The sequence below is a fragment of the Phaeobacter sp. B1627 genome, from assembly GCF_006265095.1.
In the GTDB taxonomy this organism is placed as follows: Bacteria; Pseudomonadota; Alphaproteobacteria; order Rhodobacterales; family Rhodobacteraceae; genus Epibacterium.
Window position 1 is genome coordinate 48,117 of sequence record NZ_VCNK01000006.1, and the last position, 26,453, is coordinate 74,569.

20 protein-coding genes are annotated in these 26,453 nt (G+C 62.0%); 13 read left to right on the forward strand and 7 right to left on the reverse strand.

Features of this window, described 5'->3' with window-relative positions; translation table 11 throughout:
- The first annotated feature begins 39 nt into the window (after positions 1-39).
- The 8 genes from FGE21_RS04800 to FGE21_RS04835 all read left to right on the forward strand — a co-directional run bounded on the left by FGE21_RS04800 (position 40) and on the right by FGE21_RS04835 (position 13,905).
- Complete coding sequence (locus FGE21_RS04800) at positions 40-3,471, forward strand: AsmA-like C-terminal region-containing protein (RefSeq protein WP_139662158.1); 3,432 nt, start codon at positions 40-42, stop codon at positions 3,469-3,471.
- A gap of 93 nt (positions 3,472-3,564) precedes the next feature.
- Complete coding sequence (gene queA, locus FGE21_RS04805) at positions 3,565-4,623, forward strand: tRNA preQ1(34) S-adenosylmethionine ribosyltransferase-isomerase QueA (protein WP_139662293.1); 1,059 nt, start codon at positions 3,565-3,567, stop codon at positions 4,621-4,623.
- A gap of 292 nt (positions 4,624-4,915) precedes the next feature.
- Positions 4,916-6,190: an MFS transporter gene (locus tag FGE21_RS04810; RefSeq protein WP_139662159.1), complete on the forward strand. Its 1,275-nt coding sequence runs from the start codon at positions 4,916-4,918 to the stop codon at positions 6,188-6,190.
- Between the two features lie 147 nt (positions 6,191-6,337).
- Entirely contained in the window at positions 6,338-6,916 is a 579-nt protein-coding gene (locus tag FGE21_RS04815; RefSeq protein ID WP_139662160.1) for a DUF924 family protein, read from the forward strand.
- A gap of 314 nt (positions 6,917-7,230) precedes the next feature.
- The gene (gene lpdA, locus FGE21_RS04820; RefSeq protein WP_139662161.1) at positions 7,231-8,625 is read left to right on the forward strand and encodes a dihydrolipoyl dehydrogenase; all 1,395 of its coding nucleotides are present in this window, start codon (positions 7,231-7,233) and stop codon (positions 8,623-8,625) included.
- Positions 8,626-8,857: 232 nt separating this feature from the next.
- Positions 8,858-10,042, forward strand: coding sequence for an MFS transporter (locus FGE21_RS04825; protein WP_139662162.1), 1,185 nt, complete (start codon positions 8,858-8,860; stop codon positions 10,040-10,042).
- A gap of 92 nt (positions 10,043-10,134) precedes the next feature.
- Complete coding sequence (uvrA, locus tag FGE21_RS04830) at positions 10,135-13,002, forward strand: excinuclease ABC subunit UvrA (protein ID WP_139662163.1); 2,868 nt, start codon at positions 10,135-10,137, stop codon at positions 13,000-13,002.
- A 189-nt stretch (positions 13,003-13,191) separates the two neighbouring features.
- The gene (locus tag FGE21_RS04835) at positions 13,192-13,905 is read left to right on the forward strand and encodes a GIN domain-containing protein (protein ID WP_139662164.1); all 714 of its coding nucleotides are present in this window, start codon (positions 13,192-13,194) and stop codon (positions 13,903-13,905) included.
- Positions 13,906-13,998: 93 nt separating this feature from the next.
- On the opposite strand, the gene mmsB is transcribed toward FGE21_RS04835, so the two are convergent.
- Genes mmsB through FGE21_RS04850 form a run of 3 tightly spaced genes read right to left on the reverse strand, consistent with a single transcriptional unit; the run spans position 13,999 to position 17,081 of the window.
- Complete coding sequence (mmsB, locus tag FGE21_RS04840) at positions 13,999-14,871, reverse strand: 3-hydroxyisobutyrate dehydrogenase (protein WP_139662165.1); 873 nt, start codon at positions 14,869-14,871, stop codon at positions 13,999-14,001.
- Between the two features lie 4 nt (positions 14,872-14,875).
- Positions 14,876-15,919, reverse strand: coding sequence for an enoyl-CoA hydratase/isomerase family protein (locus FGE21_RS04845; RefSeq protein WP_139662166.1), 1,044 nt, complete (start codon positions 15,917-15,919; stop codon positions 14,876-14,878).
- Positions 15,920-15,935: 16 nt separating this feature from the next.
- On the reverse strand, positions 15,936-17,081 hold the full coding sequence (locus tag FGE21_RS04850) for an acyl-CoA dehydrogenase family protein (protein WP_139662167.1): 1,146 nt from the start codon (positions 17,079-17,081) through the stop codon (positions 15,936-15,938).
- A gap of 269 nt (positions 17,082-17,350) precedes the next feature.
- Here FGE21_RS04850 and FGE21_RS04855 point away from each other — a divergent pair, with 269 nt between their 5' ends.
- A complete protein-coding gene (locus tag FGE21_RS04855) occupies positions 17,351-19,198 on the forward strand; it encodes a glycosyltransferase (RefSeq protein ID WP_139662168.1) in 1,848 nt (615 codons plus the stop codon).
- Positions 19,199-19,351: 153 nt separating this feature from the next.
- On the opposite strand, the gene FGE21_RS04860 is transcribed toward FGE21_RS04855, so the two are convergent.
- Together FGE21_RS04860 and FGE21_RS04865 are read right to left on the reverse strand one after the other, a co-directional pair.
- The gene (locus FGE21_RS04860) at positions 19,352-19,969 is read right to left on the reverse strand and encodes a L,D-transpeptidase (RefSeq protein WP_139662169.1); all 618 of its coding nucleotides are present in this window, start codon (positions 19,967-19,969) and stop codon (positions 19,352-19,354) included.
- A gap of 173 nt (positions 19,970-20,142) precedes the next feature.
- On the reverse strand, positions 20,143-21,642 hold the full coding sequence (locus FGE21_RS04865; RefSeq protein WP_139662170.1) for a CoA-acylating methylmalonate-semialdehyde dehydrogenase: 1,500 nt from the start codon (positions 21,640-21,642) through the stop codon (positions 20,143-20,145).
- A gap of 147 nt (positions 21,643-21,789) precedes the next feature.
- Between FGE21_RS04865 and FGE21_RS04870 the strand changes: the two genes are divergently transcribed.
- From FGE21_RS04870 to coaD, 3 genes are all read left to right on the forward strand, one after another.
- Positions 21,790-22,686: a LysR family transcriptional regulator gene (locus FGE21_RS04870; RefSeq protein WP_139662171.1), complete on the forward strand. Its 897-nt coding sequence runs from the start codon at positions 21,790-21,792 to the stop codon at positions 22,684-22,686.
- Between the two features lie 55 nt (positions 22,687-22,741).
- Positions 22,742-23,176 (forward strand): CBS domain-containing protein, encoded by a 435-nt coding sequence (locus FGE21_RS04875; protein ID WP_139662172.1) that lies wholly within the window; start codon positions 22,742-22,744, stop codon positions 23,174-23,176.
- A gap of 99 nt (positions 23,177-23,275) precedes the next feature.
- Entirely contained in the window at positions 23,276-23,794 is a 519-nt protein-coding gene (coaD, locus tag FGE21_RS04880) for a pantetheine-phosphate adenylyltransferase (protein ID WP_139662173.1), read from the forward strand.
- A 146-nt stretch (positions 23,795-23,940) separates the two neighbouring features.
- Here the strand turns inward: coaD and FGE21_RS20015 are convergent, their stop codons facing one another.
- Both FGE21_RS20015 and gap read right to left on the reverse strand, forming a co-directional pair.
- Positions 23,941-24,084, reverse strand: a complete 144-nt coding sequence (locus FGE21_RS20015; protein WP_176695363.1) for a hypothetical protein — start codon at positions 24,082-24,084, stop codon at positions 23,941-23,943.
- Positions 24,085-24,183: 99 nt separating this feature from the next.
- On the reverse strand, positions 24,184-25,185 hold the full coding sequence (gene gap, locus FGE21_RS04885) for a type I glyceraldehyde-3-phosphate dehydrogenase (protein ID WP_139662174.1): 1,002 nt from the start codon (positions 25,183-25,185) through the stop codon (positions 24,184-24,186).
- Between the two features lie 264 nt (positions 25,186-25,449).
- Here gap and FGE21_RS04890 point away from each other — a divergent pair, with 264 nt between their 5' ends.
- Positions 25,450-26,400, forward strand: coding sequence for a DUF808 domain-containing protein (locus FGE21_RS04890; protein ID WP_139662175.1), 951 nt, complete (start codon positions 25,450-25,452; stop codon positions 26,398-26,400).
- Positions 26,401-26,453: the final 53 nt, after the last annotated feature.

Sequence of the window (26,453 nt, forward strand, 5' to 3'; positions counted from 1 at the left end):
CGCGCAAGGTTTATTGCTATTGCGAGCCATACATAGATCATGTCCGGCGAAGAAAAAGCACAGATTGTTGCACCACCGCAGGAAGACTTGCCTCAGTTCGTCACGCCGGCGGATCTGAAGGCCGCGCGCAGGCGTCGCCGGTGGCGGCGATGCGGCAAGGCAGGGGGCTGGCTGATCGCGCTGGCGGCGGTGGTGGCCGTCGCCATAACGGTCCTTCTGGACAAGCGCCTTGACGCGCCAGGATGGGTGCGCGCCGTAGCCGAGGAACGGATCGAGGAACAACTGGGCGGGCTCCAGATCGAATTCGGAGAGATCCAGCTGGTGGTGCGGCGGGGCTGGCGGCCGCGGGTGTCGCTTCGGGATGTGACCGTCTTCTATCCCGACGGCACGCCTGCGATGCGGCTGGAGGATGCGCAGGCGGCGCTGGCGATGCGGCCGCTGCTGCGAGGGCACGTGCGGCCAAAGACGATTTCTCTGACCGGGCTGTTTGCCACCCTGCAGCGCAACAGCGGTGGCGCGGTGGCGTTGAGTTTCTCGGACGGCGGCACACCGTTTCGCGAGGCCAGCAACCTGCCGCAGCTGATTGATGCCTGGGACCGCCACCTCGAATTGCCGATTCTGTCGGCTCTGACCCGCGTCGAGACCCAGGCCGTGACCCTGCGCTATGAGGATCTGCGGATCGGCAAGGCCTGGACGCTGGACGGTGGCACGGTACAGCTCGCACGCAACGGAAACAGTATCGGGATCGAGGCCGGGTTCTCGATTCTCAGCGGCCGCGAGTATGCCAGCACGGTCGAGGCCACCTACCGGTCCGATATTGGCGATACGGGGGCCGAATTTGCGGTGGTGGTCGATCAGGTGGCAAGCTCTGATATTGCCAGTCAGAGCCCGGCCTTCGGCTGGCTCGATGTGCTGCGGGCGCCGATCTCGGGGTCGCTGCGCGGGGCGGTGGACAGCGACGGCGCGCTGATGCCGCTGACCGCCAGCCTGGAAATCGGCACCGGGGTGATCCAGCCGAACGAAGCCCTGAAACCGGTGCCGATCCGGTCCGCGCGCAGCTTCTTCACCTTTGATCCCGCGCAACAGGAGCTGGAATTCTCGAACCTCTCCGTCGACAGCGGCTGGGTCACCGGACAGATGGAGGGGCGGGCGGAACTGGTCGGGGTGCGCGACGGCAGGCTGACCGAACTGGTGGGCCAGCTGCGGTTCTCCGATCTGAAGGTCAACCCGTTGAGGCTCTATCCCGAGCCGCTGTCCTTTGCCGGGGTGAGCGCCGATTTCCGCATGGAGCTGTCGCCCTTTCGCCTGCGTCTGGGCGAAATGCTGATCCAGCGCGAGGAGACGGATATCCTGATCAGCGGCGAGGTCCGCGCGGGCGAGGTCAGTTGGGACTACGATCTGGAGGGCGCGGCGGACCGGTTCGATGTGGACATGGTCAAGGCCCTGTGGCCGCCCTCGGCGCCGACAAAACCGCGCCAGTGGTTTATCGACAATGTCAGCTCTGGCGAGATCCGTGACGCCCAGGTGGCGCTGCGGTCACGCAACGGCGAACGGCCCTTTCTGGCGCTGGATCTGGGGTTCGAAAATGGCGCCGTGAAGTTCAACAAATTCTATCCGCTGCTGGAACGGGCCAAGGGTCAGCTGAGCATCTACGGCACGCGTCTGGTGGCGACCGCGACCGAAGGCTGGCTGCAGCCGGAGCAGGGCGGAGATGTGGATCTGGGGGGCAGTTCGTTCATTATTCCCGACACCTCGCTCAAGGATGGCAACAGCATCGGCATCCTGCGTGCGCAGGCGAGCGGATCGGCGCGGGCGGCATTGGCGCTCTTGAACCGGGCGCCGCTGCGCATTCTGGACAAGGCGGGACTGCCGGTCGATCTGGGATCTGGTGAGGTGACGGTGACGGCGACCGCCTCAATGCCGCTGCGGGACAAGCTTGAGATCTCCGAGGTGGACTATCACTACAGCGGCAGTCTGACCGCTGTCGAAAGCGATGTGCTGGTGCCGGGCTATGGGCTGGCCTCGGACCGGCTTGAGCTGTCGGGCGACAATACCCATGTGGAAATCTCCGGTCCGGGCTTCATCGGCGGGCTGCCGGTCACCGCGCATTGGAGCCAGGCGCTCGGGGCGGGGGGAGACGGGGCAAAACCGGGGCGGGTGACGGGGCAGATCGAACTGTCTGACCGCACCATCGACGTGTTTCGGATCGGGCTGCCCGAGGGCGCGGTGAGCGGCGAGGGGCTGGCGGATTTCGAGGTGACCTTGCCGCCCGGCGCGCCGGTGCGGCTGCGGGTGAACAGTGATCTTGAGGGGGTGGGCCTCTGGGTGGCCGAGCTGGGCTGGCGCAAGGCCGCATCCACGACCGGATCCCTGTCCTTTGCCGCAGAGCTGGACGACACGCCGACGATCGAGGACTTGTCACTGGAGGCCAACGGTCTGGCTCTGTCCGGGCGGGTGATCCTCAACCCGGATGGCGGCTTCGATCAGGCGCAGTTCTCTTCTGTTTCGCTTGGGGGGTGGTTGCAGGGGCCGGTGACCCTGACCGGCCGGGGCGAGGCCGCGCCTGCGATTGCCATGTCCGGGGGGCGCGTCGATCTGCGCAAGGCGCCCTTCAGCAGCAGTGACGGGGCCGGGGGGAGTGCCGGGGGCGGTTCCGGTGGCAATACGCCCATCACCCTGGCGCTGGCAGAGCTGCAGGTGACCGATGACATCGCCCTGTCCCGGTTTGAAGGGCGGTTTGACACCCGTGGCGGCTTCAACGGGTCGTTCACCGGCAATCTCAACACCCTGACCCCGGTCGAGGGCGTGGTGGTGCCGCAGGACGGCGGCATGGCGATGCGGGTGAAATCACAGGATGCCGGCGGGGTCTTTCGCTCTGCCGGGGTGATGCGCCATGGCTTTGGCGGCAGCTTCGAGATGACCATGGTGCCCTCGCAGACGGCAGGCGAATACAACGGTCAGGTGCTGGTCAAGAACATCCGGATCAAACGGGCGCCGGCGATTGCCGCGCTGATCAATTCACTGAGCCTCGTGGGGCTGTTTGACGAATTGTCGGGGCAGGGGATCCTGTTCACGGCGGTCGAGGCGGATTTCAGGCTCGGGCCGCGCTATCTGACCGTCAACAGCGGCTCTGCGGTGGGGCCCTCCATCGGGCTGTCGCTGGATGGTATCTATGATCTCAGCACCAGCAACATGAACATGCGGGGCGTGCTGTCGCCGATCTATCTGGTCAATGCGATCGGCAGCGTGCTGACCCGCAAGGGAGAGGGGTTGTTCGGCTTCTCCTTCACGCTCAAAGGCACGGCGGATGACCCCAAGGTATCGGTCAACCCGCTGTCGGGGATCGCACCGGGGTTCCTGCGCGAGATCTTTCGCGGCGCCCAACCCACCGCGCCGGGGGAGGAGCCGGAACAGATCGCCACGCCCGAAGAACAGCGCGAGGAACGCAGGCTGCGCAATGAAAACCGCTAGGGCGGCGATCTGCCGCCTGCGGGCCGGGGCGGCCTGCTGCAAATGGCGCAAAGACCATGGACATTGGCAATCCACCGCAGTATCGCGCGCTGCATGAAACTGAGCGATTTTGACTTTGACCTGCCCGAGGATCTGATTGCGACACGGCCTGCCGTGCCGCGCTCTTCGGCACGTCTTCTGGTGGCCGAGCAGGACCGGATCACCGATGCCCGGGTCACCGATCTGACCGAGTGGCTGCGGCCGGGGGACCGGTTGGTGCTGAACGACACCCGGGTGATCCCCGCGCGGCTGAGTGGCAAGCGGCACCGGGACTCGGCGCAGGGGCCGGTTGCGGCACGCATCGATGTCACCCTGCTGGAGCCGCAGGCAAACGGAACCTGGGCGGCGCTTCTGAAGCCGCTGAAAAAGATCAAACCGGGTGAGCATATCCGCTTTGGCGCCGGGTTGTCGGGCGAATTGACCGAGGTGGTCGACGGCCAGGCGCGGCTGCGGTTCAACCTGACCGGCTCCGATTTCGACGCGGCCCTGGCCGAGGCCGGGGCGATGCCATTGCCGCCCTATATCGCGGCCAAACGCCCCGCCGATGCGCAGGACAAGACCGACTATCAGACGGTTTGGGCAAAACACTCCGGCGCGGTTGCCGCACCGACGGCCTCCTTGCATTTTGACGCGCCGCTCCTGGCGGCATTGGCGGCCAAGGGGGTGGAGTTCACCTATGTGACCCTGCATGTGGGGGCCGGGACCTTCCTGCCGGTGAAGGTGGAGGATGTCACCTCGCACCGGATGCATGCGGAATGGGGCCAGGTGACGGCAGAGGCGGCGCAGGACATCGCGGCGACCCGTGCGGCCGGGCATCGGGTGATCCCGGTCGGCACCACGGCGCTGCGGCTGATCGAGAGCGCGGCACGCGACAGCGGTACAATCGCCCCCTGGGAGGGCGAGACGGATATCTTCATCTATCCGGGGTTCGAATTTCGCGTCGCAGATGCGCTGATGACCAATTTCCACCTGCCTAAATCGACGCTGATGATGTTGGTCTCGGCCTTGATGGGGCAGGAGCGGATGCGCAGGGTTTATGCGCATGCAGTGAGTGAGCGCTACAGATTCTTCTCCTACGGCGACGCCTCCCTGCTGATCCCGAAATCTGCGTAGTCATTTCACCCGCCCTGTGGCAGGGAAGAGATGCGGGGGGGAAAGCGGTGAAAATCGCAGGCCCCGTCGTTCCTGTCCCCCCGCGAGTCGGAAACGCCGGGCCGCGCGGGGGCAAAATTGCCGATACCCACGGCGTCCCGCAGTGCAGACGGCGTCCCGCAGTGCAGACGGCGGCTCAGATGAGTACAGCTTCCCGGTCATGATGCGTCATGTGCCAGGGTCATTCCAATTCCCCCGCGCCCCCGCAAAAGGCCGCTGGGTTCCCGACAAAGACTGAAGGAGACGAAACGACATGTTCCAGGTTCTGTCCAGCGCATGGGCGCTGCTGTTGGGGATCGGGCTTTTGATGCTGGGTAACGGCCTGCAGGGGACGTTGCTGGGCGTGCGCGGCGGCATCGAGGGCTATTCGACTTTCACGATGTCCCTCGTGATGTCCACATATTTTGTCGGGCTTCTGATCGGGTCGTGGATCGCACCGGGGATGATCCGCCGGGTTGGCCATGTGCGGGTGTTTGCGGCGCTGGCCTCGTTGATTTCGGCGGTCATGGTGATCTACCCGGCGCTGCCGAACCCGATCGTCTGGATGATCGGCCGTCTGATCGTGGGCTTTTGCTTCTCCGGTGTGTATGTGACCGCCGAAAGCTGGCTCAACAACGCCGCCGACAACGAGAACCGCGGCAAGGCGCTCTCGCTCTATATGATCGTCATGACCCTCGGGCTGGTGGCGGCGCAGGGGTTCATCCTGATCGGGGATCCGGCGGGCTATCTGCCGTTCATCATTGCCTCGGTTGCGGTTTCGATCTCCTTCGCGCCCATTCTGCTGTCGATCTCGCCCACGCCGGCCTTTGGCACCGCCAAGCGGATGACACTTCGGCAGCTGATGGAGGCCTCGCCGCTGGGCTGTGTCGGCATGTTCCTGATCGGTGGCGTCTTTGCGGCCCAGTTCGGCATGGCGGCAGTCTATGCGACCGAAGCCGGTCTGAAGCTGCATCAGGTTTCGCTGTTTGCGGCCAGTTTCTATGTCGGGGCGCTGTTCCTTCAGTTCCCGCTCGGGCTGCTGTCGGACCGGATGGATCGCCGGGTGTTGGTCATCTTTGTCGCCGGAACCGGCGCTGCGGCCTCGGCGCTGGCGATGATCTTTGGCGGCCATTTCATCGTGCTGCTGACCCTGTCCTTCGTGATCGGCGGCATGGTCAACCCGCTCTATTCCCTGCTGCTGGCCCATACCAACGACTTTCTCGAACATGACGACATGGCGGCGGCTTCGGGGGGGCTGATCTTTATCAACGGGCTTGGCGCCTCCACCGGGCCGCTGATCATCGGCTGGCTGATGTCTGACGCGGTGTTCGGCCCGAACGGGTTTTTCCTCTTCATGGGCATGCTGCTCGGGGCGCTTGTGCTTTACGCGCTCTACCGGTCGACACAGCGGGCCACGATCCCGGTCGAAGAGACCGGCGTCATGGCCGCGATGAGCCCGAGCGCCACATCAGTGGCGGCGGAAGTCGCGCAGGAATATGCCATCGAGACCGAACTGGAAGAGCAGGAAAACGCCGCCAACGCAGGGTGATGGCGCCAACATGCCGAAAATCCTGCCATCTGATCACAAAAATACCTCAGATGGCAGGATTTGTAACCTAACGTCACTTGTACTTGCGGGGTGAATCAGCGTCATCTGGATCTGTTTGTTACTTTTACAGCCGGTGGAGTGAACCCAATGGCAGGCCCCGAAGAGATACTTGATTTCTGGCTCGACACAGTCGGCGAGGACGGGTGGTATCGCCAGGACGATGCGCTGGATGCGGAGATCCGTTCCCGATTTGAAGAAACATGGAAAATGGCGAGCGAGGGCAGCTATTCGCTGTGGCTCACCTATCCCAGTGGCGTATTGGCCTATATCATTCTGCTCGATCAGTTCCCGCGCAACATGTTCCGTGGCGACAGCAAGGCCTTTGCCACCGATCCGGCGGCGCTGGCAGCGGCCAAGGCGGCGGTGGATCGCAAGTGGGATCTGCGGCTCAATGAACCGGCGCGCCAGTTCTTTTATCTGCCGTTGATGCATTCCGAGAGCCTCTGTGATCAGGAACGCTGTGTCCGCCTGATGCATGAACGGCTCCCCGAGACGGGCGGCAGCAATCTGGTCCACGCCCGGGCGCACCGCGAAGTCATCCGCCTGTTCGGCCGCTTCCCATATCGCAACGAAGCCCTCCATCGCCACAGCACCGCCCCCGAACGCGACTATGTTGCGGCTGGCGGCTACGGCTCGACGCTGCGCGAGTTGCAGGCGGCGGTCTGATCCCGGCTCTGGCGGGATCATCGCAGGGCCTTATCGCAAGGCCGGATCTGAATGGACATCAGGGCCTGCGGGGATTGGCATGAACCAAAGGCTGGGGCCCTGCCATCGGCGGGGCTTTTTGCTCTCTATCACTCTCTCTGACGGTCCGGCTCTCCAGGGTTGAGCGTCCCTGCCCACTTTGCCGTACGGGTCGGGCGGCCGGGGTGGGTTCCGGTTGTGACGGGGTCGCCTTCCATAGCCTTCGGTTGTTGCGGCCTGCGAATATTTAGTTTAACGGTAAACTAGTTTTGGATCTTTGTTCATGAGGGAACACTATGGCCGCAGCATCCTATGACGTGATCATCATTGGCGCCGGTCCCGGCGGGTATGTCGCCGCGATCCGTGCCGCGCAGCTCGGATTGAAGACTGCAGTGGTGGAGCGGGAACATCTTGGCGGAATTTGCCTCAACTGGGGCTGTATCCCGACCAAGGCGCTGCTGCGGTCCTCGGAGGTCTTTCACCTGATGGAACGCGCCAAGGACTTTGGCCTCAAGGCGGATAACATCGGCTACGATCTGGACGCGGTTGTGAAACGCTCGCGCGGGGTGGCGAAACAGCTGTCTGCCGGGGTCAAGGGGCTGTTGAAAAAGCACAAGGTCGATGTGGTCATGGGCGCCGCAAGCATCCCCGCCAAGGGCAAGGTCACGGTGAAAACCGACAAGGGCAGCGAAGAGCTGTCGGGCAAGAACATCATCCTCGCCACCGGGGCCCGTGCGCGGGAACTGCCGGGGCTGGAGGCCGACGGTGATCTGGTCTGGACCTACAAACATGCATTGCAGCCGCCGCGTATGCCAAAGAAGCTTCTGGTCATCGGATCGGGGGCCATCGGGATCGAATTTGCCAGCTTCTACAATACGTTGGGTGCGGACACCACCGTGGTTGAGGTGATGGACCGGGTGTTGCCGGTGGAGGACGAGGAGATCTCGAAATTCGCCAAGAAGGCCTTTGTGAAACAGGGTATGAAGATCATGGAAAAAGCCATGGTCAAGCAGCTCGACCGGAGTGCCGGCAAGGTGACCGCCCATATCGAAGTTGGCGGCAAAGTGGAAAAACACGAGTTCGACACGGTGATCTCGGCCGTGGGGATCGTCGGCAATGTCGAGGGGCTTGGCCTTGAGGCGCTGGGGGTGAAGATTGACCGGACCCATGTCATCACCGATGAATTCTGCCGCACCGGTGTCGAGGGGCTCTATGCCATCGGCGACATCGCCGGCGCGCCCTGGCTGGCCCACAAGGCGAGCCACGAAGGCGTCATGGTCGCGGAGCTGATCGCGGGCAAACATGCCCATCCCGTGAAACCCGAAAGCATCGCGGGCTGCACCTATTGCCATCCGCAAGTGGCCTCGGTCGGCTATACGGAAGCCAAGGCAAAAGAGCTGGGCTACAAGATCAAGGTCGGGCGTTTCCCCTTTATCGGCAACGGCAAGGCGATCGCCTTGGGCGAACCCGAAGGCATGATCAAGACCATCTTTGACGAGAAGACCGGCGAGTTGCTCGGCGCCCATATGGTGGGGGCGGAAGTCACCGAGCTGATCCAGGGCTATGTGGTGGGCCGACAGCTCGAGACCACCGAAGAGGACCTGATGAATACGGTCTTCCCGCATCCGACCCTGTCGGAAATGATGCATGAAAGCGTGCTGGATGCCTTTGACCGGGTCATCCACATCTGACGCATCCTGCGGGCTGCTGATCGGATCGCAAGTCAAAGGCCGGGCCCCACGCCCGGCCTTTTGCATATGGCGGGCATCTGGTGCGAGCCGCAGATCACGCGTCCGAGATCGCCAGCGGGCTGGCTTTGTGTCGGTACAAAATAGTTGCGCCTCCGTCCGGGGTCCCTCTGGCCTCCCTCTGCGGTCTCGACTAGGTTTTGCGCCTCGGTTTCAGCGGAATGAGGGCAGGCGGATGGAACAGCAGCAGGGGCGCGTGAACTGGGGCATGGTGCTGCTGATCTGGGCTGCGGGCCTGGGGGCTGCGGCGCAATATGGCAAGATCAGCGTGGTCTTTGACCGGTTGCCTGACCTCTACCCGGGGCTCGGGGCGTCGCTCGGCTGGGCCGTTTCTCTGGTCGGGGTTCTAGGCATTCTCTTTGGCGTGGTGGCGGGGCTGTTCGTGTCGGCCTTTGGCTATCGTCGCACTCTGGTCTGCTGTCTGTGGTTGGGTGCGGCGATGTCGGCGCTGCAAGTGCTGCACCTGCCGTTTGGCCTCTTCCTGCTGACGCGGGTGGTCGAGGGGATCTCGCATCTGGGGGTGGTGGTCGCAGGCCCGACGCTGATCGCACTCTTGGCGACAGGACCCGCGCGTGGCGTGGCCCTGACGATCTGGAGCACGTTTTTCGGCGTCGCCTTTGCCATTCTCAGTTGGATCGGCCTGCCGCTGGTGGCCTCGCAGGGGGTGCTGGCGCTCTTTGGTGCCCATGCCGGTGTGATGGCGGTGCTGGCGGTGATCCTGCAGCGGGCCCTGCGCAATCTGCCGGTGCCGGCGCGAACGGCCTATCCCCCGCTGGCGGATATGCCCGGGCTTCACCTGTCGATCTACCGCTCGCCGTTCAAGATCGCGCCGGCAGCGGGCTGGGTGTTCTATACCTGCTGTTTCGTGTCGGTGCTGACCGTCCTGCCGCCGTTTATTCCCGCCGAGATCCGCACCTTTGTCATGGGAGCGATGCCGCTGGTGTCGATTGCAGTGTCAATGACGCTGGGGGTCTTCATGCTGCGGTTCCTGCCGGCGATCAGAGTGATTCAGATCGGTTTCCTGCTATGCGCGGCGGCGATGGTCTGGTTGTGGGGCGCGCCGGGCGACGGGGCGGCTTGTCTGGCGCTGGCGGGGGCCTTCGGGCTGGTGCAGGGCGCGAGTTTCGCGGCCGTGCCGCAGTTGAACCACACCTCGGCCGCCCAATCCGAGGCCAATGGCGTGATGTCCCAGGCCGGCAATTTTGGCAACGCCATCGGCACCCCGCTGATGGTGGCGATGATTTCGGTGGCTGGCTACGGCGGGCTGGTCGCGATGACGGGGCTGCTGTTTCTTGGCGGCGCGGCGGTGCATCAGATCCTCGCTTCCCGGCGCGCCCGCGAGATGGCGACCACGGACTGAACAGAGATTTCGCGCGTTCCGTATCTGTTCTTCTTTTTTGCTTGGATAGTCGCAGGGTGTCCCCTATGTGTTAAGCAAAGTTTGAGGGTGATATGGCAGAGTTGAAAAATATCGAAGTCCGCGGCGCGCGCGAACACAACCTGAAGAACATCGATGTGGACATCCCACGGGATGAGCTGGTGGTGATCACCGGCCTGTCGGGGTCCGGAAAATCCAGTCTCGCGTTTGATACCATCTACGCGGAAGGGCAGCGCCGCTATGTGGAATCCCTGAGCGCCTATGCGCGTCAGTTCCTCGACATGATGGAAAAGCCGGATGTGGATCACATCTCGGGCCTGTCGCCTGCGATCTCCATCGAGCAGAAAACCACCTCGAAGAACCCGCGTTCGACCGTTGGCACGGTGACGGAAATCTATGACTATCTGCGGCTGTTGTTTGCCCGCGCAGGCACGCCCTACAGCCCCGCCACCGGCCTGCCGATCGAAGCGCAGCAGGTGCAGGATATGGTCGACCGGATCATGGCGCTGGAGGAGGGCACCCGGGGCTTTTTGCTGGCGCCGATCGTGCGGGACCGCAAGGGCGAGTACCGCAAGGAGATGCTGGAGCTGCGCAAGCAGGGGTTTCAGCGGGTGAAGGTGGACGGCGAATTCCACGAGCTGGATACGCCGCCGACGCTGGATAAGAAATACCGCCACGATATCGATGTGGTGGTGGACCGTCTGGTGGTGCGCGAAGGTCTGGAAACCCGTCTGGCGGATTCCCTGCGCACCGCGCTCGATCTAGCGGACGGCATTGCGATCCTTGAGACAGCCCCCCGCGAGGGCGAGCCGGACCGGTTGACGTTCTCGGAGAATTTTGCCTGCCCTGTCAGTGGCTTCACCATTCCCGAGATTGAGCCCCGGCTGTTCTCCTTCAACGCGCCTTTTGGGGCCTGCCCGTCCTGTGACGGTCTCGGGGTGGAGCTGTTCTTTGACGAGCGGCTGGTGGTCCCCGATCAGGGGCTGAAGGTCTATGACGGCGCTCTGGCCCCCTGGCGCAAGGGAAAATCGCCCTATTTCCTGCAGACCATCGAAGCCATCGCCCGCCACTATGAATTCGACAAGAACACCGCCTGGAAGGATCTTCCGGCGCATGTGAAACAGGTGTTCCTCTATGGCTCCGGCGAAGAGGAGCTGGAGTTCCGCTATGATGAGGGCGGCCGCGTCTACAATATCACGCGGGTGTTCGAAGGGGTGATCCCCAATATGGAACGCCGCTACCGCGAAACCGACAGCAATTGGGTCCGCGAGGAATTCGAACGCTATCAGAACAACCGCTCCTGCGGCACCTGCGGCGGATACCGGCTGCGGGAGGAGGCACTTGCGGTCAAGATTGCAGGGCTGCATGTGGGGCAGGTGGTGGAAAAATCCATCCGGGAAGCGCTGGCCTGGATCGAGGATGTGCCGAACCACCTGACCGCGCAAAAGCAGGAAATCGCCCGTGCCATCGTAAAGGAAATCCGCGAACGCCTCGGGTTCCTGAACAACGTGGGGCTGGAATACCTGACGCTGTCGCGCGCTGCCGGCACGCTGTCGGGGGGCGAAAGCCAGCGGATCCGTCTGGCAAGCCAGATCGGGTCGGGCCTTACCGGGGTGCTCTATGTGCTGGACGAGCCCTCCATCGGCCTCCACCAGCGCGACAACGACCGGCTGATCACGACGCTGAAAAACCTGCGCGATCAGGGCAATACCGTGATCGTGGTGGAGCATGACGAGGATATGATCCGCCAGGCGGACTATGTGTTCGACATCGGCCCCGGCGCCGGGGTGCATGGCGGACAGGTGATCAGCCACGGCCCGCCCGACACCATCATTGCGGACGCGGCCTCGCTGACCGGGCAATACCTGTCCGGGGCGCGGGAAATCGCCGTTCCTGCCACACGGCGCAAGGGCAACAAGAAGAAGATCAAGGTGGTGAAGGCCACCGGCAACAACCTCAAGAATGTCACGGCAGAGTTCCCTTTGGGCAAATTCGTCTGTGTCACGGGGGTGTCGGGGGGCGGGAAATCGACCCTGACGATCGAAACCCTGTTCAAGACCGCCTCCATGCGTCTGAACGGCGCGCGACAGACACCCGCTCCTTGTGAAACGATCAAGGGGCTGGAGCATCTCGACAAGGTCATCGACATCGACCAGCGTCCCATCGGGCGCACGCCGCGCTCCAACCCGGCCACCTATACCGGCGCCTTCACCCCGATCCGGGACTGGTTCGCGGGGCTGCCCGAGGCCAAGACGCGGGGCTACAAGCCGGGGCGGTTTTCCTTCAACGTCAAGGGCGGGCGCTGCGAGGCCTGTCAGGGTGATGGTGTCCTGAAGGTCGAGATGCATTTCCTTCCGGATGTCTATGTCACCTGCGAAACCTGCCAGGGCGCGCGCTACAACCGCGAAACGCTGGAGATCAAGTTCAAGGGCAAAAGCATCGCTGATGTGCTTGATATGACAGTGGAAGATGCGCAGACCTTTTTTGCTGCCGTGCCCTCGATCCGGGACAAGATGGATGCGCTGATGCGGGTGGGGCTCGGTTATATCAAGGTCGGTCAGCAGGCCACGACCCTCTCGGGAGGCGAAGCGCAGCGGGTGAAACTCTCCAAGGAGCTGGCCAAGCGGTCCACCGGGCGCACGCTCTATATCCTTGACGAGCCGACCACGGGTCTGCATTTCGAGGACGTGCGCAAGCTGCTGGAGGTGCTGCATGAACTGGTGGAGCAGGGGAATTCCGTGGTTGTGATCGAACACAATCTGGATGTGATCAAGACGGCGGATTGGCTGATCGATATTGGCCCCGAGGGCGGTGATGGCGGCGGCGAGATTGTCGCCGTGGGAACGCCGGAAAAAGTGGCCGAGGAGCCGCGCAGCCACACCGGGCATTACCTGAAACCGATGCTGGATGCGAAATCGCGCAAGAAAGTGGCAGCCGAGTGATCTGTCAGGGCCCCGTCTGTTGATCGGGTGGGGCCTCCGGGGGCGGTTTTGTGGGGGCGGTTTTGTCGGTTTTTTCGCCTTTGCTGGGCCAGCAGAAGGATATCCACTTTTTATCTGTCTCGGGCCCTTGAATGTTACGCACCGTAACATCACCTAATGTAAATAGGGTTTACATTAGAGGATGGAAACATGTCATTTTTCCACAACGCCACATATGGCGCCATTTTGATGACTGCGGTGGCCGCCACCTCTGCCCAGGCAGAGGACAAGAATTATGATTTTGAGAATTTCCACAGCATCAAGGTCGCCGAGAATATCGATCTGACCGTGGTGTCGGGGGCCCGCAGCTATGGGGTCGAGGCGCAGGCGGCGGGGATATCGGGTGTTTCGCGATTGAAGATCTCGCAGGACGGTCCGCTCTTGGTGATCGACAGAAAGAACCGCTGGTCGCCGATGATGGGGCTGCTGGACGGGGAGCTGCGGGTCACGGTGGAACTGCCTGAACTGGTCGCTCTGTCGGTTCAGGCAGGGTCCGCAGCGGAGGTGTCTGGCAGGCTGGCGCAGGATGTGGCATTCGACGTCACCAGCGGCAGCCACCTGGAGGTTGCGGGGAGTGACGCAAAAACACTGGCAATCGGGATCAGTGCGGGGTCAAAAATGTCCATTGACGGGCGCTGCGATCAGGCGAAAATCATCGCATCAAGCGGCGCCGAACTCGATGCGTCGGCTTTGCGGTGCAAGGACGTGCGGGTGACGGCCACCAGCGGGGCGGACATCGACACGACGGCCACAGAACGCGTGCAGGCGAACGCCTCCAGCGGCGGTGACATCTCGGTCCATGGCGGCCCGGCGGTGACGGATGTGACCCAGACCATCGGCGGCGCGGTGCGTATCAACGGGTAGGGGAGGCCAGATCGGCCTTCCCGCACGCGGCGGCGGGCCGATCTGCGCAGGCGCAGCGGATGTCCGGATCAGTGTGCGGTCCGAACGCTCGGGTCAGTCGCGACCGCGGTGTTCAAACCGGGGCAGCATGGCCGAGAAGTCCTTGCCCAGCCCGTCCTCCTTTTCGACAAACTGCGTATAGAGCGCCTCGGCGAGCTTGCCCATCGGGGTGTCGGCATCGGCGCTGCCTGCGGCCTGTTGCGACAGGCGCAGGTCCTTCAGCATCAGTTCCGCCGCAAAACCGGGCTGGTAGCCGTTGTCGGCGGGCGATTGGGGGCCAACACCGGGGGCCGGACAATAGGCATTCATCGACCAGCTGTAGCCGGAGGAGGTGGACACCACATCGAACATGCGGTCCCGGTCCAGGCCGAGCTTGTCGGCAAGGGCGAAGGCCTCGCAGGTGGCAATCATGGTGACGCCAAGGATCATGTTGTTGCAGATCTTGGCCGCCTGACCGGCGCCGGAGGCCCCGCAATGCACAGCTTTTTGGCCCATGACCTCAAACAGCGGGGCAGCCATGGCAAAAGCCGCCTTTGACCCGCCCGCCATGAAGGTGAGCGTTCCGGCAGACGCCCCGCCGATCCCGCCCGAGACCGGCGCATCGACCGCAAGCAGGCCCGCCTTGTCGGCCTGTGATGCCACGGCGCGGGCGCTGTCCACATCAACCGTCGAACAGTCGACAAAGGCCGCGCCGCGGGTCATGGCGGGGATGATCTCATTGGCGACATGGCGCAGGATCGGCCCGTTTGGCAACATGGTGATCACCACCTGTGCCTGGGTCGCGGCCTCGGCGGCAGAGGAGGCCATGGTGACGCCTTCGACCGAGACCTCCGCCATGTCAAAACCCGTCACCTCATGGCCGGCCCTGACGAGATTGGCGGCCATTGGCGCCCCCATGTTCCCCAGCCCGATAAATCCGATTTTCATTTGCTCACTCCTCCTCCTCAAAGGTCAGCGCATCGGCACCCAGAGGCATCAGCATCTGACTGACGGCGACACCCGGCACGGACCCGTCCGCATATTGCCACTTTGGCGATTTGTCCTTGTCGATGATCAATGCACGCACCCCCTCCAGCAGATCTCCATGTTCCATCGCGCGCCAGGTGAACCGGTATTCCAGCTCCAGAGCCGCGCGCATCGTGGCGGTGGTGGAGCGCAGCCGGTGTATCATCTCGACCGTGGCTGCGACCGACAGGGGAGCGCCACGGGAGAGGGAGGCCAGGCACTGTTCCGCAAAATCATCGCCGCGTTGCTGCAACACCGTCAGGATATCCCCGGCGGTCTCGCCTGCGAAACAGGCGTCAATGTCCGTTTGCAGGGCGGCGAGGGGGCTTTCGGGCGGCGGCGTGGCGGCCTCGGCGAGGATCGCGAGATCCGCGGTGCGTGCCAGCGTGGCGATCAGCTCCGGCCAGAGCGCTTCGGGTATGAAATGGTCCGCAAAGCCTGCGAAAACCGCATCTCCCGGCCCCATCCGATAGCCCGTCGTGCCGAGATACTCGCCAAGCCGGCCCGGCGCCAGCGCCAGCAGAAGCGATCCGCCCACGTCCGGAACCAGACCGATGCCACATTCCGGCATCGAAATCCGGCTGCTGTCGCCAACGATACGATGGGTGCCGTGACAGCCGATGCCGACGCCGCCCCCCATGGTGAACCCCTGCAGGAAGCTGACAACGGGTTTCGGGTATTCGAAAATCCGCGCATTCATACGGTATTCGTCGCGCCAGAACCGCCGCCCGTAGGCAAAGTCCCCCTTGCGTCCGGTGTCATAGAGTTCGGCAATATCGCCCCCGGCGCAGAAGGCCTTTGGCCCCGCCGCATCCAGGATCACCACCGCGACGGCCTCCGTGTCGGCCCAGTCCTTCAGCGCCCTGTCGATGGCCAGACACATGTCATAGCTGAGCGCGTTCAGCGCCTTTTCCCGCGTCAGCGTGATCCGCCCTGCGCGACCTTCGATGCGGATGTGAATATCTGTCATGGTCTGCGGCCTTCTGTCAGTGATGCTCCGCCAGCATATGGCGCGCAACGATCACGCGCATGATCTCATTTGTGCCTTCGAGGATCTGATGCACGCGCAGATCCCGAACCAGCTTTTCAATGCCGTAGTCCGCCAGATAGCCATAGCCGCCGTGCAGTTGCAGGCATTGATCCACGACTTTGGAGCCGGTCTCGGTCACGAATTTCTTTGCCATGGCGCAGAATTTGGAGGCGTCCGGGCTGCCCTGATCGAGCTTCCATGCCGCCTGCCGCAGAAAGACGCGCGCGGCCTGCAGTTCGATTTCCATATCCGCGAGCCGGAATTGCAGGCCCTGAAACTGGTCGATCGACTTGCCGAAGGCCTTGCGCTCCGACATGTACTGCAGGGTCTGGCTCAGCCCGGCCTGCGCCGCGCCGAGAGAGCAGGATGCGATGTTCAGGCGCCCCCCGTCCAGCCCCTTCATCGCGTATTTGAACCCTTCGCCTTCCTGCCCGACGAGGTTGGCCGCGGGCACGGTGCAATCGTCGAACTGGACCTGCGCGGTCGGCTGGCTCTTCCAGCCCATCTTGTCCTCCAGGCCCCCAAAGGACAGGCCGGGCGTGCCGTCCTCGACATAGAGGGTGGAGATCCCCTTGGGGCCCTGCGCGCCGGTGCGCACCATACAGACATAGGCGTCGGAATATCCGCCACCAGAGATGAAGGCCTTGGTTCCGTTCAGGACATAGCCGTCAGTGCTGCGCTCTGCGCGGGTGCTGAGAGCCGCCGCATCAGAGCCGGAGCCGGGCTCGGTCAGGCAGTAGCTCAGCACGGTGTTGAGGCTCATGACGTCCTCCATCACCCGCGATTTGAGCTCGTCGCCTGCAAACATGTCGAGCATCTTGGCACACATGTTGTGAATGGACAGGAAGGCGGCGACCGACGGGCAGGCCATCGACAGGGCCTCAAACACCAGTGTCGCATCCAGCCGCGACAGACCGGAGCCACCGGAGGCTTCGCTCACATAGAGGGAGCCGAATCCGAGCTCACCAACCTTGGGCCAGAGCGTCTTGGGGATTGTCCCCTCCGCCTCCCATTGACGGGCGAAGGGCGCGATATGCTCCTGTCCGAAGCCATAGGCCATGTCGAAAATGGCCGTCTGTTCTTCTGTCATTGCGAAGTCCATGGGCTCTCCTCCCCTTGAGCTGCAAGAATTGAACGACTGTTTATTTAATACGCGGGACATCGGTGCGGCGCAAGGCGCGGATCTGCAAGATCGTCCTGCGTTCCTGCGCAGGCCGCAGTCATCACCGCAGGAGGCCGGACATTTATTTGCAACTTCTGCCTTGTTTTGAGGAGTTTTTTAAGAACTCCTTGCCACAACTTGGTGCAAATCGTGTGTCCTCTCCAGAAGGTGAGGGTGCAAATACCACCTTGAATAGGAGCGTGATCGCCGTGTCGCAGCCCGTCCAAAACAGCAAACTCGCCCTGACCCAGACGGGGAAACAGAAGTTTCCGGAATTCGAAGAATTTGCAAAGTCGATCCAGTCGCAGGAGCGGGCGCGGTTCGCCTATGACTTCAAGAATGACCTGCGCAGCGGTATGGGCCGGGATGAAACCGACCGGAGCCGGGCGCTCAAACTCTTGGCGAAATCGCGAAAGCTTGTTCTGAAACACGACAACAAGCAGGCGGTGACCCTGTTGCGCAAGGCCATCGAGCTGGACCCCGACAATGGCGAATTGCATGCGCAGCTCGGCGATGTTCTGATCAAGGACATCGAGAACCTCGGCGTTGCCTTGTCGAGCTATATGAAAGCGATCAAGCTGGAGCCGACAAAGGGCAGTCACTACGCCTGTGTGGCGACGCTCCTGATGAAAATGAACAAGTTCGAGGAGGCGATCGAATACTTCGAAATTGCGGTGAAATTCGACCCCAAGAACCTGATTGCCCTGTCGCGGATGATGCACCTCAAAGCGCACCGGCTGCGGTGGAACGATTTCGACCGGATCCCCACCTACCTGAAGGTGTTCAACGACAAGAATGTTGTCTCCGATCCGTTTGCGTTCCTGTCCCTCTGTGACGATGGCGCATTCCAGCGGCTGCGGTCGGAATGTCTGATCCGGGCGAAATTCAGCAATCCCGTCAAGGCGCGCAAACCCACCGGGGTGCGGGCCGAGGGCCAGAAGATCCGCATCGGCTATTTCTCGAACGACTTTTACAATCACGCGACGATGCACCTGATGGCGGGGCTGCTGGAGGCCCACGACCGCCAGAAGTTTGAGATCTACCTCTATGACTACGGCTCCAAGGCAGACGACTTTGAACACAAGCGCGCCCGTCGCAACGCCGACAAATTCCAGGACGTGCGCGCCATGAGCACGGCCGAGCTGGTGGATCTTGCCCGCCGTGACGAGATCGATATCGCGGTCGACCTCAAGGGCTTTACCGAAGGCGGGCGGCTTGACATCTTCAATGACCGCATTGCGCCCGTACAAATCGCCTACCTCGGGTATCCGGGCACCACCGGTCTGAAATCCATGGACTATATGGTCGCTGACCGGGTCACGGTTCCGCCGCAGCTGCGCAAGCATTTCACGGAATCGATCCTGTATATGCCCAATTGCTACCAGCCCAATGACGACACCCGCTATATCGAAGAGCTCGACGATTGCCGGGCGGCCTATGGGTTGCCGGAAGATGGCTTTGTGTTTTCCTCCTTCAACAACCCCTACAAGGTGACGCCGCGCGAATATGATATCTGGATGAACCTTCTGAAGGAGGTCCCGGACAGCGTCTTGTGGTTCTACGTGTCCAAAGCGGAAATCCGTGGCGTCATTCGCGCCGAAGCGGAAAAGCGCGGCGTCGATCCCGATCGGATCATTCCCACGGGGCGCATGACGCCGGAACGGCACCTTGCGCGTCTGAAATATGCGGATCTGTTCCTCGACACCTTCAATGTGAACGCGCATACCACAGCCAGCGATGCGCTCTGGTCCGGGCTGCCGATGGTGACCAAAACCGGAGAGCAATTTGCCGCGCGGGTCGCGGGTAGCATCCTGACGGCTGCCGGGCTGGACGATCTGGTGACCCCTACCGAGAAGAAATACCACGATGTTGCGCTGCGGATTGCGCAGGATCCGGACTATCTCGCGGATATCAGGACCCGGCTGGCAGCGGCGCGGACCTCTGCGCCACTGTTTGATACCAAGGGCTACACCAGGGATTTTGAACGCCTGCTGGAAAAGGCATTTCAAAATTACCGCGACGGGCATGCACCGAAATCCATGGCCCTTTCTGCCTGAGCGGACGGTTCAACGCTGCAATAGAAAAGACCGCGCCCCGACAAAGGGCGCGGTTTGCGGTCTTCTCGCGTTTGCTCTCGTTCTATGTGCTCTCGGCCCGCTGTCTCTCGTCGCGATCACTCTCGTCCCGGAGGAGGTCTGTGCGGACGCGGGTTACAGCAATCGCACCTGGGTGCCGACCTTGACCATCGGATAGAGTTTTTCCACGTGTTGGTTATAGAGACCGATACATCCGGACGAGCTTTGCCGGCCGATTTTGCGGGTATCATGGGTGCCATGGACCAGATAGGCGGGCCAATCCAGATACATCGCCCGGGTGCCAAGCGGGTTGCCGGCTGCGCCTCCCTCGATCCGCTGCGGAAGGCTGGGATCGCGCTCGCGCATGTTGGCCGTCGGGGTCCAGCTCGGATTTTCCGTCTTTCGGACAATTTCTGAATATCCGCGCCGGGTCAGCTCTTCGCTCATGGGCACAGATGAGGGGAAAAGCAAATAGGTCTGGCCGTCTTCGCCCCAGTAATGAAGCGCCCGGCTGCTGATATCGGCCAGCAGACAGCCCACGCCCAGCTGTTCGAAATGATCCTGCCATTTCTGTTGCTGGAAGGACGAGACATTCCGCTGCACCGGGATCTGTTCGCGGATGGTTGGCTCATCCTGGGGGAAGGCATCGTTGGATTGCGCCCGCAAGAGAGTGGGCGTCGCGAGGCTGGCGGCGGCGCTGGCAATCAGCGCACGGCGGGAGATGGGCAAACGGGACTTGGTAAAACGGGACATGGGTCCGTCCTCATGTGGTTGGGCTCGATCTGTCGCAGACATTATGAAACTGGAGCCGCTCCCGCCAGAGGGGCGCCGGGTGACATTTGCGTGAACCCGCGAGATGCGGAGCCGCTGCCACAAAAAAGGCCGCCCGGAGCGGGGCGGCCTCAGAGGTCAAGGGGCTCCGGGGATCAATCCATCGCCTTGAAGTTGAATTCGCCGCCTTCGCGGATCCCCGACGGCCAGCGCGAGGTGATGGTCTTGGTCCGGGTGTAGAACTTGAACGCATCGGGTCCGTGCTGGTTCAGATCACCAAAGGCAGATTTTTTCCAGCCCCCGAAGGTGTGATAGGCGAGTGGCACCGGGATTGGCACGTTGATGCCGACCATGCCGATATTGATGCGATTGGCAAAGTCACGGGCGGTGTCGCCATCGCGGGTGTAGATCGCGGTGCCATTGCCGTATTCGTGGTCCATCGCATAGCCCAACGCCTCTTCGTAGGTTTTGGCACGCACGGTGGAGAGGACCGGCCCAAAGATCTCCTTGGTGTAGATGTCCATATCGGTCGTCACATGGTCAAACAGATGCGCGCCGACAAAAAACCCGTCCTCATAGCCCTGCAGGTTGAAATCGCGGCCATCGACGACGAGTTTCGCGCCCTGATCCACCCCTGATTGTACCAGCCTCAGGATGTTTTCCTTGGCGGCGGCGGTCACCACTGGGCCATAGTCGACATCGGCGCCGGCGGTATAGGGTCCGACCTTCAGCTTTTCGATGCGTGGCACCAGTTTTTCGATCAACCGATCAGCGGTTTCATCCCCCACCGGAACCGCGACCGAAATCGCCATGCAGCGTTCGCCTGCAGCGCCGTAGCCGGCACCGATCAGCGCATCTGCAGCCTGGTCGAGATCCGCGTCGGGCATGATGATCATGTGGTTCTTGGCACCGCCGAAACATTGCACGCGTTTGCCCTGGGCGCAGCCGGTGCCGTAGATATATTCGGCGATCGGAGTGGAGCCGACAAAGCCCACGGATTGGATGATCGGATCAAAGAGGATCGCATCCACCGCTTCCTTGTCGCCATTCACAACCTGCAAAATACCCTTCGGCAGGCCTGCCTCTTCCAGCAGTTCCGCCAGCATCAGCGGCACAGAGGGATCACGCTCGGACGGCTTCAGAATGAACGCGTTGCCGCAGACAATCGCCGGCGCGAACATCCACATGGGGATCATCGCGGGAAAGTTGAAAGGGGTGATCCCGGCGGTGACGCCGAGCGCCTGGCGCATGGAATACATGTCAATGCCGGGGCCCGCGCTGTCGGTGAATTCCCCCTTCAGCATCTGCGGCGCGCCGATGCAATACTCAACCACTTCGAGGCCGCGCTGCACGTCGCCTTTGGCATCCGGCAGGGTCTTGCCATGTTCGCGGCTCAGTGCTTCGGCGAGCTTGTCCATGTCGCGGTTCAGAAGATCCACGAATTTCATCATCACCCGGGCGCGGCGCTGCGGGTTGACGGCGGCCCAGGCGGGCTGTGCGGCGGCGGCAACGGCAACGGCCTGTTCCATCTCGGATTTGGACGCCAGCGGGACCTTGGCCTGCACTTCACCGGTGGCGGGATTGAACACATCGGCAAAGCGGCCAGACGTGCCTTTGACGTGTTCTCCATTGATATAATGTGTGAGTTCCTGCATCGGACATCCTCCAGCGGGTCAATTTCGCGCCTATCGTAGGCTTGCAAAAACGACGGGAAAAGGGGAAAGGTTTCAAACGGGTTTTGCAGGAACGCAAATGGTTAACGAGAACCCGCTGGACTGAAACCAATCGGAGGATCCCGCAAGATGGAACCCCAATGGGACGATATGAAGGTGTTTCTGGCCGTGGCGCGCGAAAGCAGCCTGTCTGGCGCCGGTCGTATCCTGAAGATGGATCCTGCCACGGTGGGCCGTCGGGTGGCCAGGTTCGAGACCGCGCTGAAGACCTCACTCTTTGTAAAATCCCCCCAGGGCTATGCGCTCAGCGCGGCCGGGGATCGGCTGCTGGCCCATGCCGAAGCCGCCGAGCTGGCCATGCGGGCAGGCGAGGAGGCGCTGACCGGGCCAAGTGACACCCTGTCAGGCCAGATCCGCATCGGCGCACCGGATGGCTGTGCGAATTACATCCTGCCGCAGGTCTGTTCTGCGATTTCACAGGACAACCCCGATCTGGACATCCAGATTGTCGCCTTGCCGCGGCTGATCAACCTGTCCCGCCGGGAGGCCGATATGGCGGTGACCGTCAGCGCGCCAACGGCCGGCAAGCTGTTGGTGCAGAAGATCACCGACTATCACCTGCATCTGGCCGCTTCGCGCTATTATCTGCGGGATGTGCATCCGATTGAGACCCTCGAGAATCTGCGCGATCACAAGATCATCGGCTATATCCCGGACATGATCTTTGATCAGGAGCTGGACTATCTGAGCGACCTTGGCATCGAACGGGTGCAGCTTGCGTCGAATTCGGTCTCTGTGCAGATCAAGATGCTGGCCGAAGGCGGGGCTCTGGGCGTGGTGCATGACTTTGCCCTGCCAAGTCACCGGCCCCTGCGAAAGATCCTGAAGGAGGCCTTCAGCCTGACGCGGAGTTTTTATCTGGTGCGGCATCAGGGCGATCAGCGCAGCGAACGGCTGAACCGCTTTGCCGATGCCCTGTCAAAAGGAATTCGCGCGGAGGTTGAAAGGCTGGAAGGCTTGACTTGAAGCGATCTTGCGGCAACGCTTGGGAACGTGAAATTATATTTCGAGGGTGCGTAAAATGCTCGTCAAGTCGATACTGAAGTCCAAGGGCGTCACGGATGTTGTCACGATCGGACCAGATGCCACGATCGAGGCTGCTGCGAAACTGCTGTCAGATCATGGCATTGGCACAGTTGTTGTGTCAGCGGACAACAAGACTCCGCTGGGCATCCTGTCCGAGCGTGACATCGTGCGCCAGCTGGCAAAAACGGGGGCCGTTTGCCTCGGTCACAAGGTCGACGCCTATATGACCCGCAACCTCGTGACCTGTGTGCTGGACTCAAATGCCGAGAATGCCCTGACCAAGATGACCGAGGGCCGTTTCCGTCACATGCCGGTGGTGGAGGATGGTGTCCTGGTCGGGATCATTTCCCTCGGCGATGTGGTCAAAGCGCAACTGACCGAGGTCGCCATGGAGAAATCCGCTCTTGAGGGCATGATCATGGGGCATTGAGCCCGCCCCTTTGCGCGTTTCGGTATTTCCACGCACTTGCAAAGCGTCACGCAACATGGTTGCGTGCGCTCAGACATGACGCAGGCAGGAGGGGAGCCCATGCGCATAGGCTTGTATCCAGGGACGTTCGATCCGATAACCCTCGGGCATATCGACATTATTCGCCGGGCGGCCGCTTTGGTGGACAGGCTGGTGATCGGCGTGGCGATCAACCGCGACAAGGGGCCGATGTTTCCGCTCGAAGAACGGGTCGAGATGATCGAGGCGGAATGTGCCAAACTCTCCGAACAGACCGGAACCGAGATCGTGGCGCATCCCTTTGAAAACCTGCTGATCGACTGTGCCCGCGACGTCGGCGCGCAGGTGATCGTGCGTGGGCTGCGGGCGGTGGCCGATTTCGAATATGAGTTTCAGATGGTCGGCATGAACCGGGCGCTGGATGACAGCATAGAGACCGTGTTTTTCATGGCCGAGGCGCGCCACCAGGCCATCGCCAGCAAGCTGGTCAAGGAAATCGCCCGTCTGAACGGGGATGTGAGCAAATTCGTCACCCCTCTGGTCAATGAACGGCTGCAGGCGCGTCTGGGCGCGGTTTCGGGTCAGGCGGCGGCGCTCTGAGCGCGATCAGCTGGGAGCTCGGTTGAAACATTTCAGGCCCGGCCCGTTCAGCGCGCCGGGCATTCTTGTGCGAAGGGAGCGGCGGCTGGCCTGATGTGGCCTGATGTGGTCTGAAATGCGTGCGAAATACTGAGGGCGGCGCGGGCTCACCGCCAGAAGGCCACCCATTCAATGAGCAAAAACAGCTTCTTGCCCAGAAACAGCAGGTTTTGCGTGTCGAAGAAAATCATGTCCACGGCAATGGCCGTCAGGATGATCAGTCCGAGAGTGACGGCGAGAGAGTTCGACATTTGGCATTGCTCGCATGAAAACACCCGGTCAGATATGCCTGACCGGGTGGGAAATCTCAACCCGCCGAACGCCGGTGGCCCTGCGCTGTTGGTCAGGCCTCAGTTCAGGCGTCCCATGGCGGTTGCGACATCGGCCATGCGAACCGAAAATCCCCATTCATTGTCGTACCAGGCCAGCACCCGTACCATGCGGCCGCCGACGACACGGGTTTGCTCCGGCGCGAAGATGGAGCTTTCCTCCGTGTGGTTGAAATCCGTCGACACCAGCGGCGCGGGCTCATAGCCAAGGACCCGAGACATCGGACCGGTCGAGGCTTCGGCGACGGCGGCATTGACCTCCTCCACCGTGACGTCCCGACCGGCCTGAAAGGTCAGATCCACAGCGGAGACATTGGGGGTAGGGACCCGGATCGCGGAACCGTCGAGCCGCCCCTTGAGATTCGGCAGCACCTCACCGAGCGCTTTGGCCGCGCCGGTACTGGTGGGAATCATCGACATGGCCGCCGCGCGCGCGCGGTAAAGATCATCGTGGCGCCGGTCCAGCGTCGGCTGATCCCCGGTATAGGAGTGGATGGTGGTCATGATACCGCTCTCGATTCCGAAAGCCTGGTCCAGAACCTTGGCCAGCGGCGCCAGGCAATTGGTTGTGCAGGATCCGTTGGACACCATGACATCGCGCGGCTGCAGCTCTTCGTCATTGACGCCGAACACAACCGTGCGGTCGACATTCTTGCCCGGTGCGGACAGCAGAACCTTGCCGGCGCCGCGCTCCAGATGTTTGCGCGCCTTGCGCCCATCATTGAATTTGCCGGTGCATTCGAGGACCACATCACAGCCCTCCCAGTCGAGCGCATCCATGTCGTAGGTGGAAAACATCTGCATGTCGCCCCGCCCCAGGTTCAGCCGGCCTTCGCTGAAATCGACCTGCCCGGGATAGCGGCCATGGATGCTGTCGTATTTGATGAGATGCGCGGCGGTCTCGATGGGGCCGGTTGCGTTGACCTTGATGACTTCGATGTCATTGCGGTAGCTGCCGGCGATATGCGCCAGAGTGCAGCGACCAATACGACCGAAGCCATTGATTCCAACTTTGATTGTCATCTGTGCATCCCCACGCAACGCCTGTGATCTGGGCTGGCTATAGCCGTCATTGCCCCTGGCAAAAAGAGAAAATGCTAATAAACACAGACTGTTAGCGCAAAACTTTTATGGTGGCGTTAACAGTGCCCGACCGTTGGCGGTAACAGCTTTCCAGAAGGCAGTATCAGATTGCTGCAAGGCAGCATGCTTGAAAAGGCACAGCCCGGCGCGCTAGGTAGGACGGGTGAAAGCGGCGCGACTGTCGCGCAAACTATGAGGTAACGCATGAGCGGTCTTCTTGCCCTTCTGGACGATGTGTCGGCGATTGCAAAGGTCGCGGCCGCCTCGGTGGATGATGTGGCGGCGCAATCGATGAAAGCGGGGTCAAAGGCTGCGGGCATCGTGATCGATGACGCCGCTGTGACGCCGAAATATGTGACAGGGTTCCAACCTGCACGAGAGCTGCCGATGATCTGGCGGATCGCCCGTGGCTCCTTCATCAACAAGCTGGTGTTTCTGCTGCCCGTCGCGCTTTTAATGTCACAATTTGCCCCCTGGCTGGTGCCACCGCTGCTGATCCTGGGCGGATGCTATCTCTGCTTCGAGGGGGCTGAAAAGATCGTCCATGTGCTGACGCCACATGATGACCAATCGGGAGGGCCGGACGGCAGCCATGCGGTCGGGGATCCCGCGCATCTCGAAGAAGAAAAGGTAAAAGGTGCGATCAAGACCGATTTCATCCTGTCGGCGGAAATCATGACCATTGCCCTTTCGACCATCGAAAGCGACGTCCTGTGGATCCAGGCCGCGACGCTGGCTGTGGTGGGGATCATGATCACCATCGCCGTCTACGGCGTGGTCGCAATCATCGTGAAAATGGATGACATCGGCCTTTGGCTGACACGGGTTGGCCGTTTCGGGGCCACCCGGAGCCTGGGCGCAGCCATCGTGGCCTTCATGCCCTGGTTCCTGACCTTCCTGTCTGTCGTCGGCACCGTAGCGATGCTCTGGGTCGGTGGCTCAATTATCGTCCATTCCGCCCATCAAATGGGCTGGCATTGGCCCGAGGACACCATCCATGCGCTGGCCCATGCCGTCGGTCACGGTGACGCCATCGTGGAATGGGTGGTCAAGGCGCTGATCGATGGCGTCCTCGGCTTCGGCATCGGACTTCTGCTGATCCCGGTCGCAACAAAGGTCATCGCCCCCCTGGTCGGTCAGAAAAGCGCCCACTGACCGACAAGTCCCGCCCCCAACAAAACAAAAGAGCGCGCCACAGCCGAGCGCGC

What these genes read in the sequence shown, in the direction of transcription:
- FGE21_RS04800 (WP_139662158.1), top strand. Translation starts at nt 40, where the DNA reads ATGTCCGGCGAAGAAAAAGCACAGATTGTTGCACCACCGCAGGAAGAC.
- queA (WP_139662293.1), top strand. Translation starts at nt 3,565, where the DNA reads ATGAAACTGAGCGATTTTGACTTTGACCTGCCCGAGGATCTGATTGCG.
- FGE21_RS04810 (WP_139662159.1), top strand. Translation starts at nt 4,916, where the DNA reads ATGTTCCAGGTTCTGTCCAGCGCATGGGCGCTGCTGTTGGGGATCGGG.
- FGE21_RS04815 (WP_139662160.1), top strand. Translation starts at nt 6,338, where the DNA reads ATGGCAGGCCCCGAAGAGATACTTGATTTCTGGCTCGACACAGTCGGC.
- lpdA (WP_139662161.1), top strand. Translation starts at nt 7,231, where the DNA reads ATGGCCGCAGCATCCTATGACGTGATCATCATTGGCGCCGGTCCCGGC.
- FGE21_RS04825 (WP_139662162.1), top strand. Translation starts at nt 8,858, where the DNA reads ATGGAACAGCAGCAGGGGCGCGTGAACTGGGGCATGGTGCTGCTGATC.
- uvrA (WP_139662163.1), top strand. Translation starts at nt 10,135, where the DNA reads ATGGCAGAGTTGAAAAATATCGAAGTCCGCGGCGCGCGCGAACACAAC.
- FGE21_RS04835 (WP_139662164.1), top strand. Translation starts at nt 13,192, where the DNA reads ATGTCATTTTTCCACAACGCCACATATGGCGCCATTTTGATGACTGCG.
- mmsB (WP_139662165.1), bottom strand. Translation starts at nt 14,871, where the DNA reads ATGAAAATCGGATTTATCGGGCTGGGGAACATGGGGGCGCCAATGGCC.
- FGE21_RS04845 (WP_139662166.1), bottom strand. Translation starts at nt 15,919, where the DNA reads ATGACAGATATTCACATCCGCATCGAAGGTCGCGCAGGGCGGATCACG.
- FGE21_RS04850 (WP_139662167.1), bottom strand. Translation starts at nt 17,081, where the DNA reads ATGGACTTCGCAATGACAGAAGAACAGACGGCCATTTTCGACATGGCC.
- FGE21_RS04860 (WP_139662169.1), bottom strand. Translation starts at nt 19,969, where the DNA reads ATGTCCCGTTTTACCAAGTCCCGTTTGCCCATCTCCCGCCGTGCGCTG.
- FGE21_RS04865 (WP_139662170.1), bottom strand. Translation starts at nt 21,642, where the DNA reads ATGCAGGAACTCACACATTATATCAATGGAGAACACGTCAAAGGCACG.
- FGE21_RS04870 (WP_139662171.1), top strand. Translation starts at nt 21,790, where the DNA reads ATGGAACCCCAATGGGACGATATGAAGGTGTTTCTGGCCGTGGCGCGC.
- FGE21_RS04875 (WP_139662172.1), top strand. Translation starts at nt 22,742, where the DNA reads ATGCTCGTCAAGTCGATACTGAAGTCCAAGGGCGTCACGGATGTTGTC.
- coaD (WP_139662173.1), top strand. Translation starts at nt 23,276, where the DNA reads ATGCGCATAGGCTTGTATCCAGGGACGTTCGATCCGATAACCCTCGGG.
- FGE21_RS20015 (WP_176695363.1), bottom strand. Translation starts at nt 24,084, where the DNA reads ATGTCGAACTCTCTCGCCGTCACTCTCGGACTGATCATCCTGACGGCC.
- gap (WP_139662174.1), bottom strand. Translation starts at nt 25,185, where the DNA reads ATGACAATCAAAGTTGGAATCAATGGCTTCGGTCGTATTGGTCGCTGC.
- FGE21_RS04890 (WP_139662175.1), top strand. Translation starts at nt 25,450, where the DNA reads ATGAGCGGTCTTCTTGCCCTTCTGGACGATGTGTCGGCGATTGCAAAG.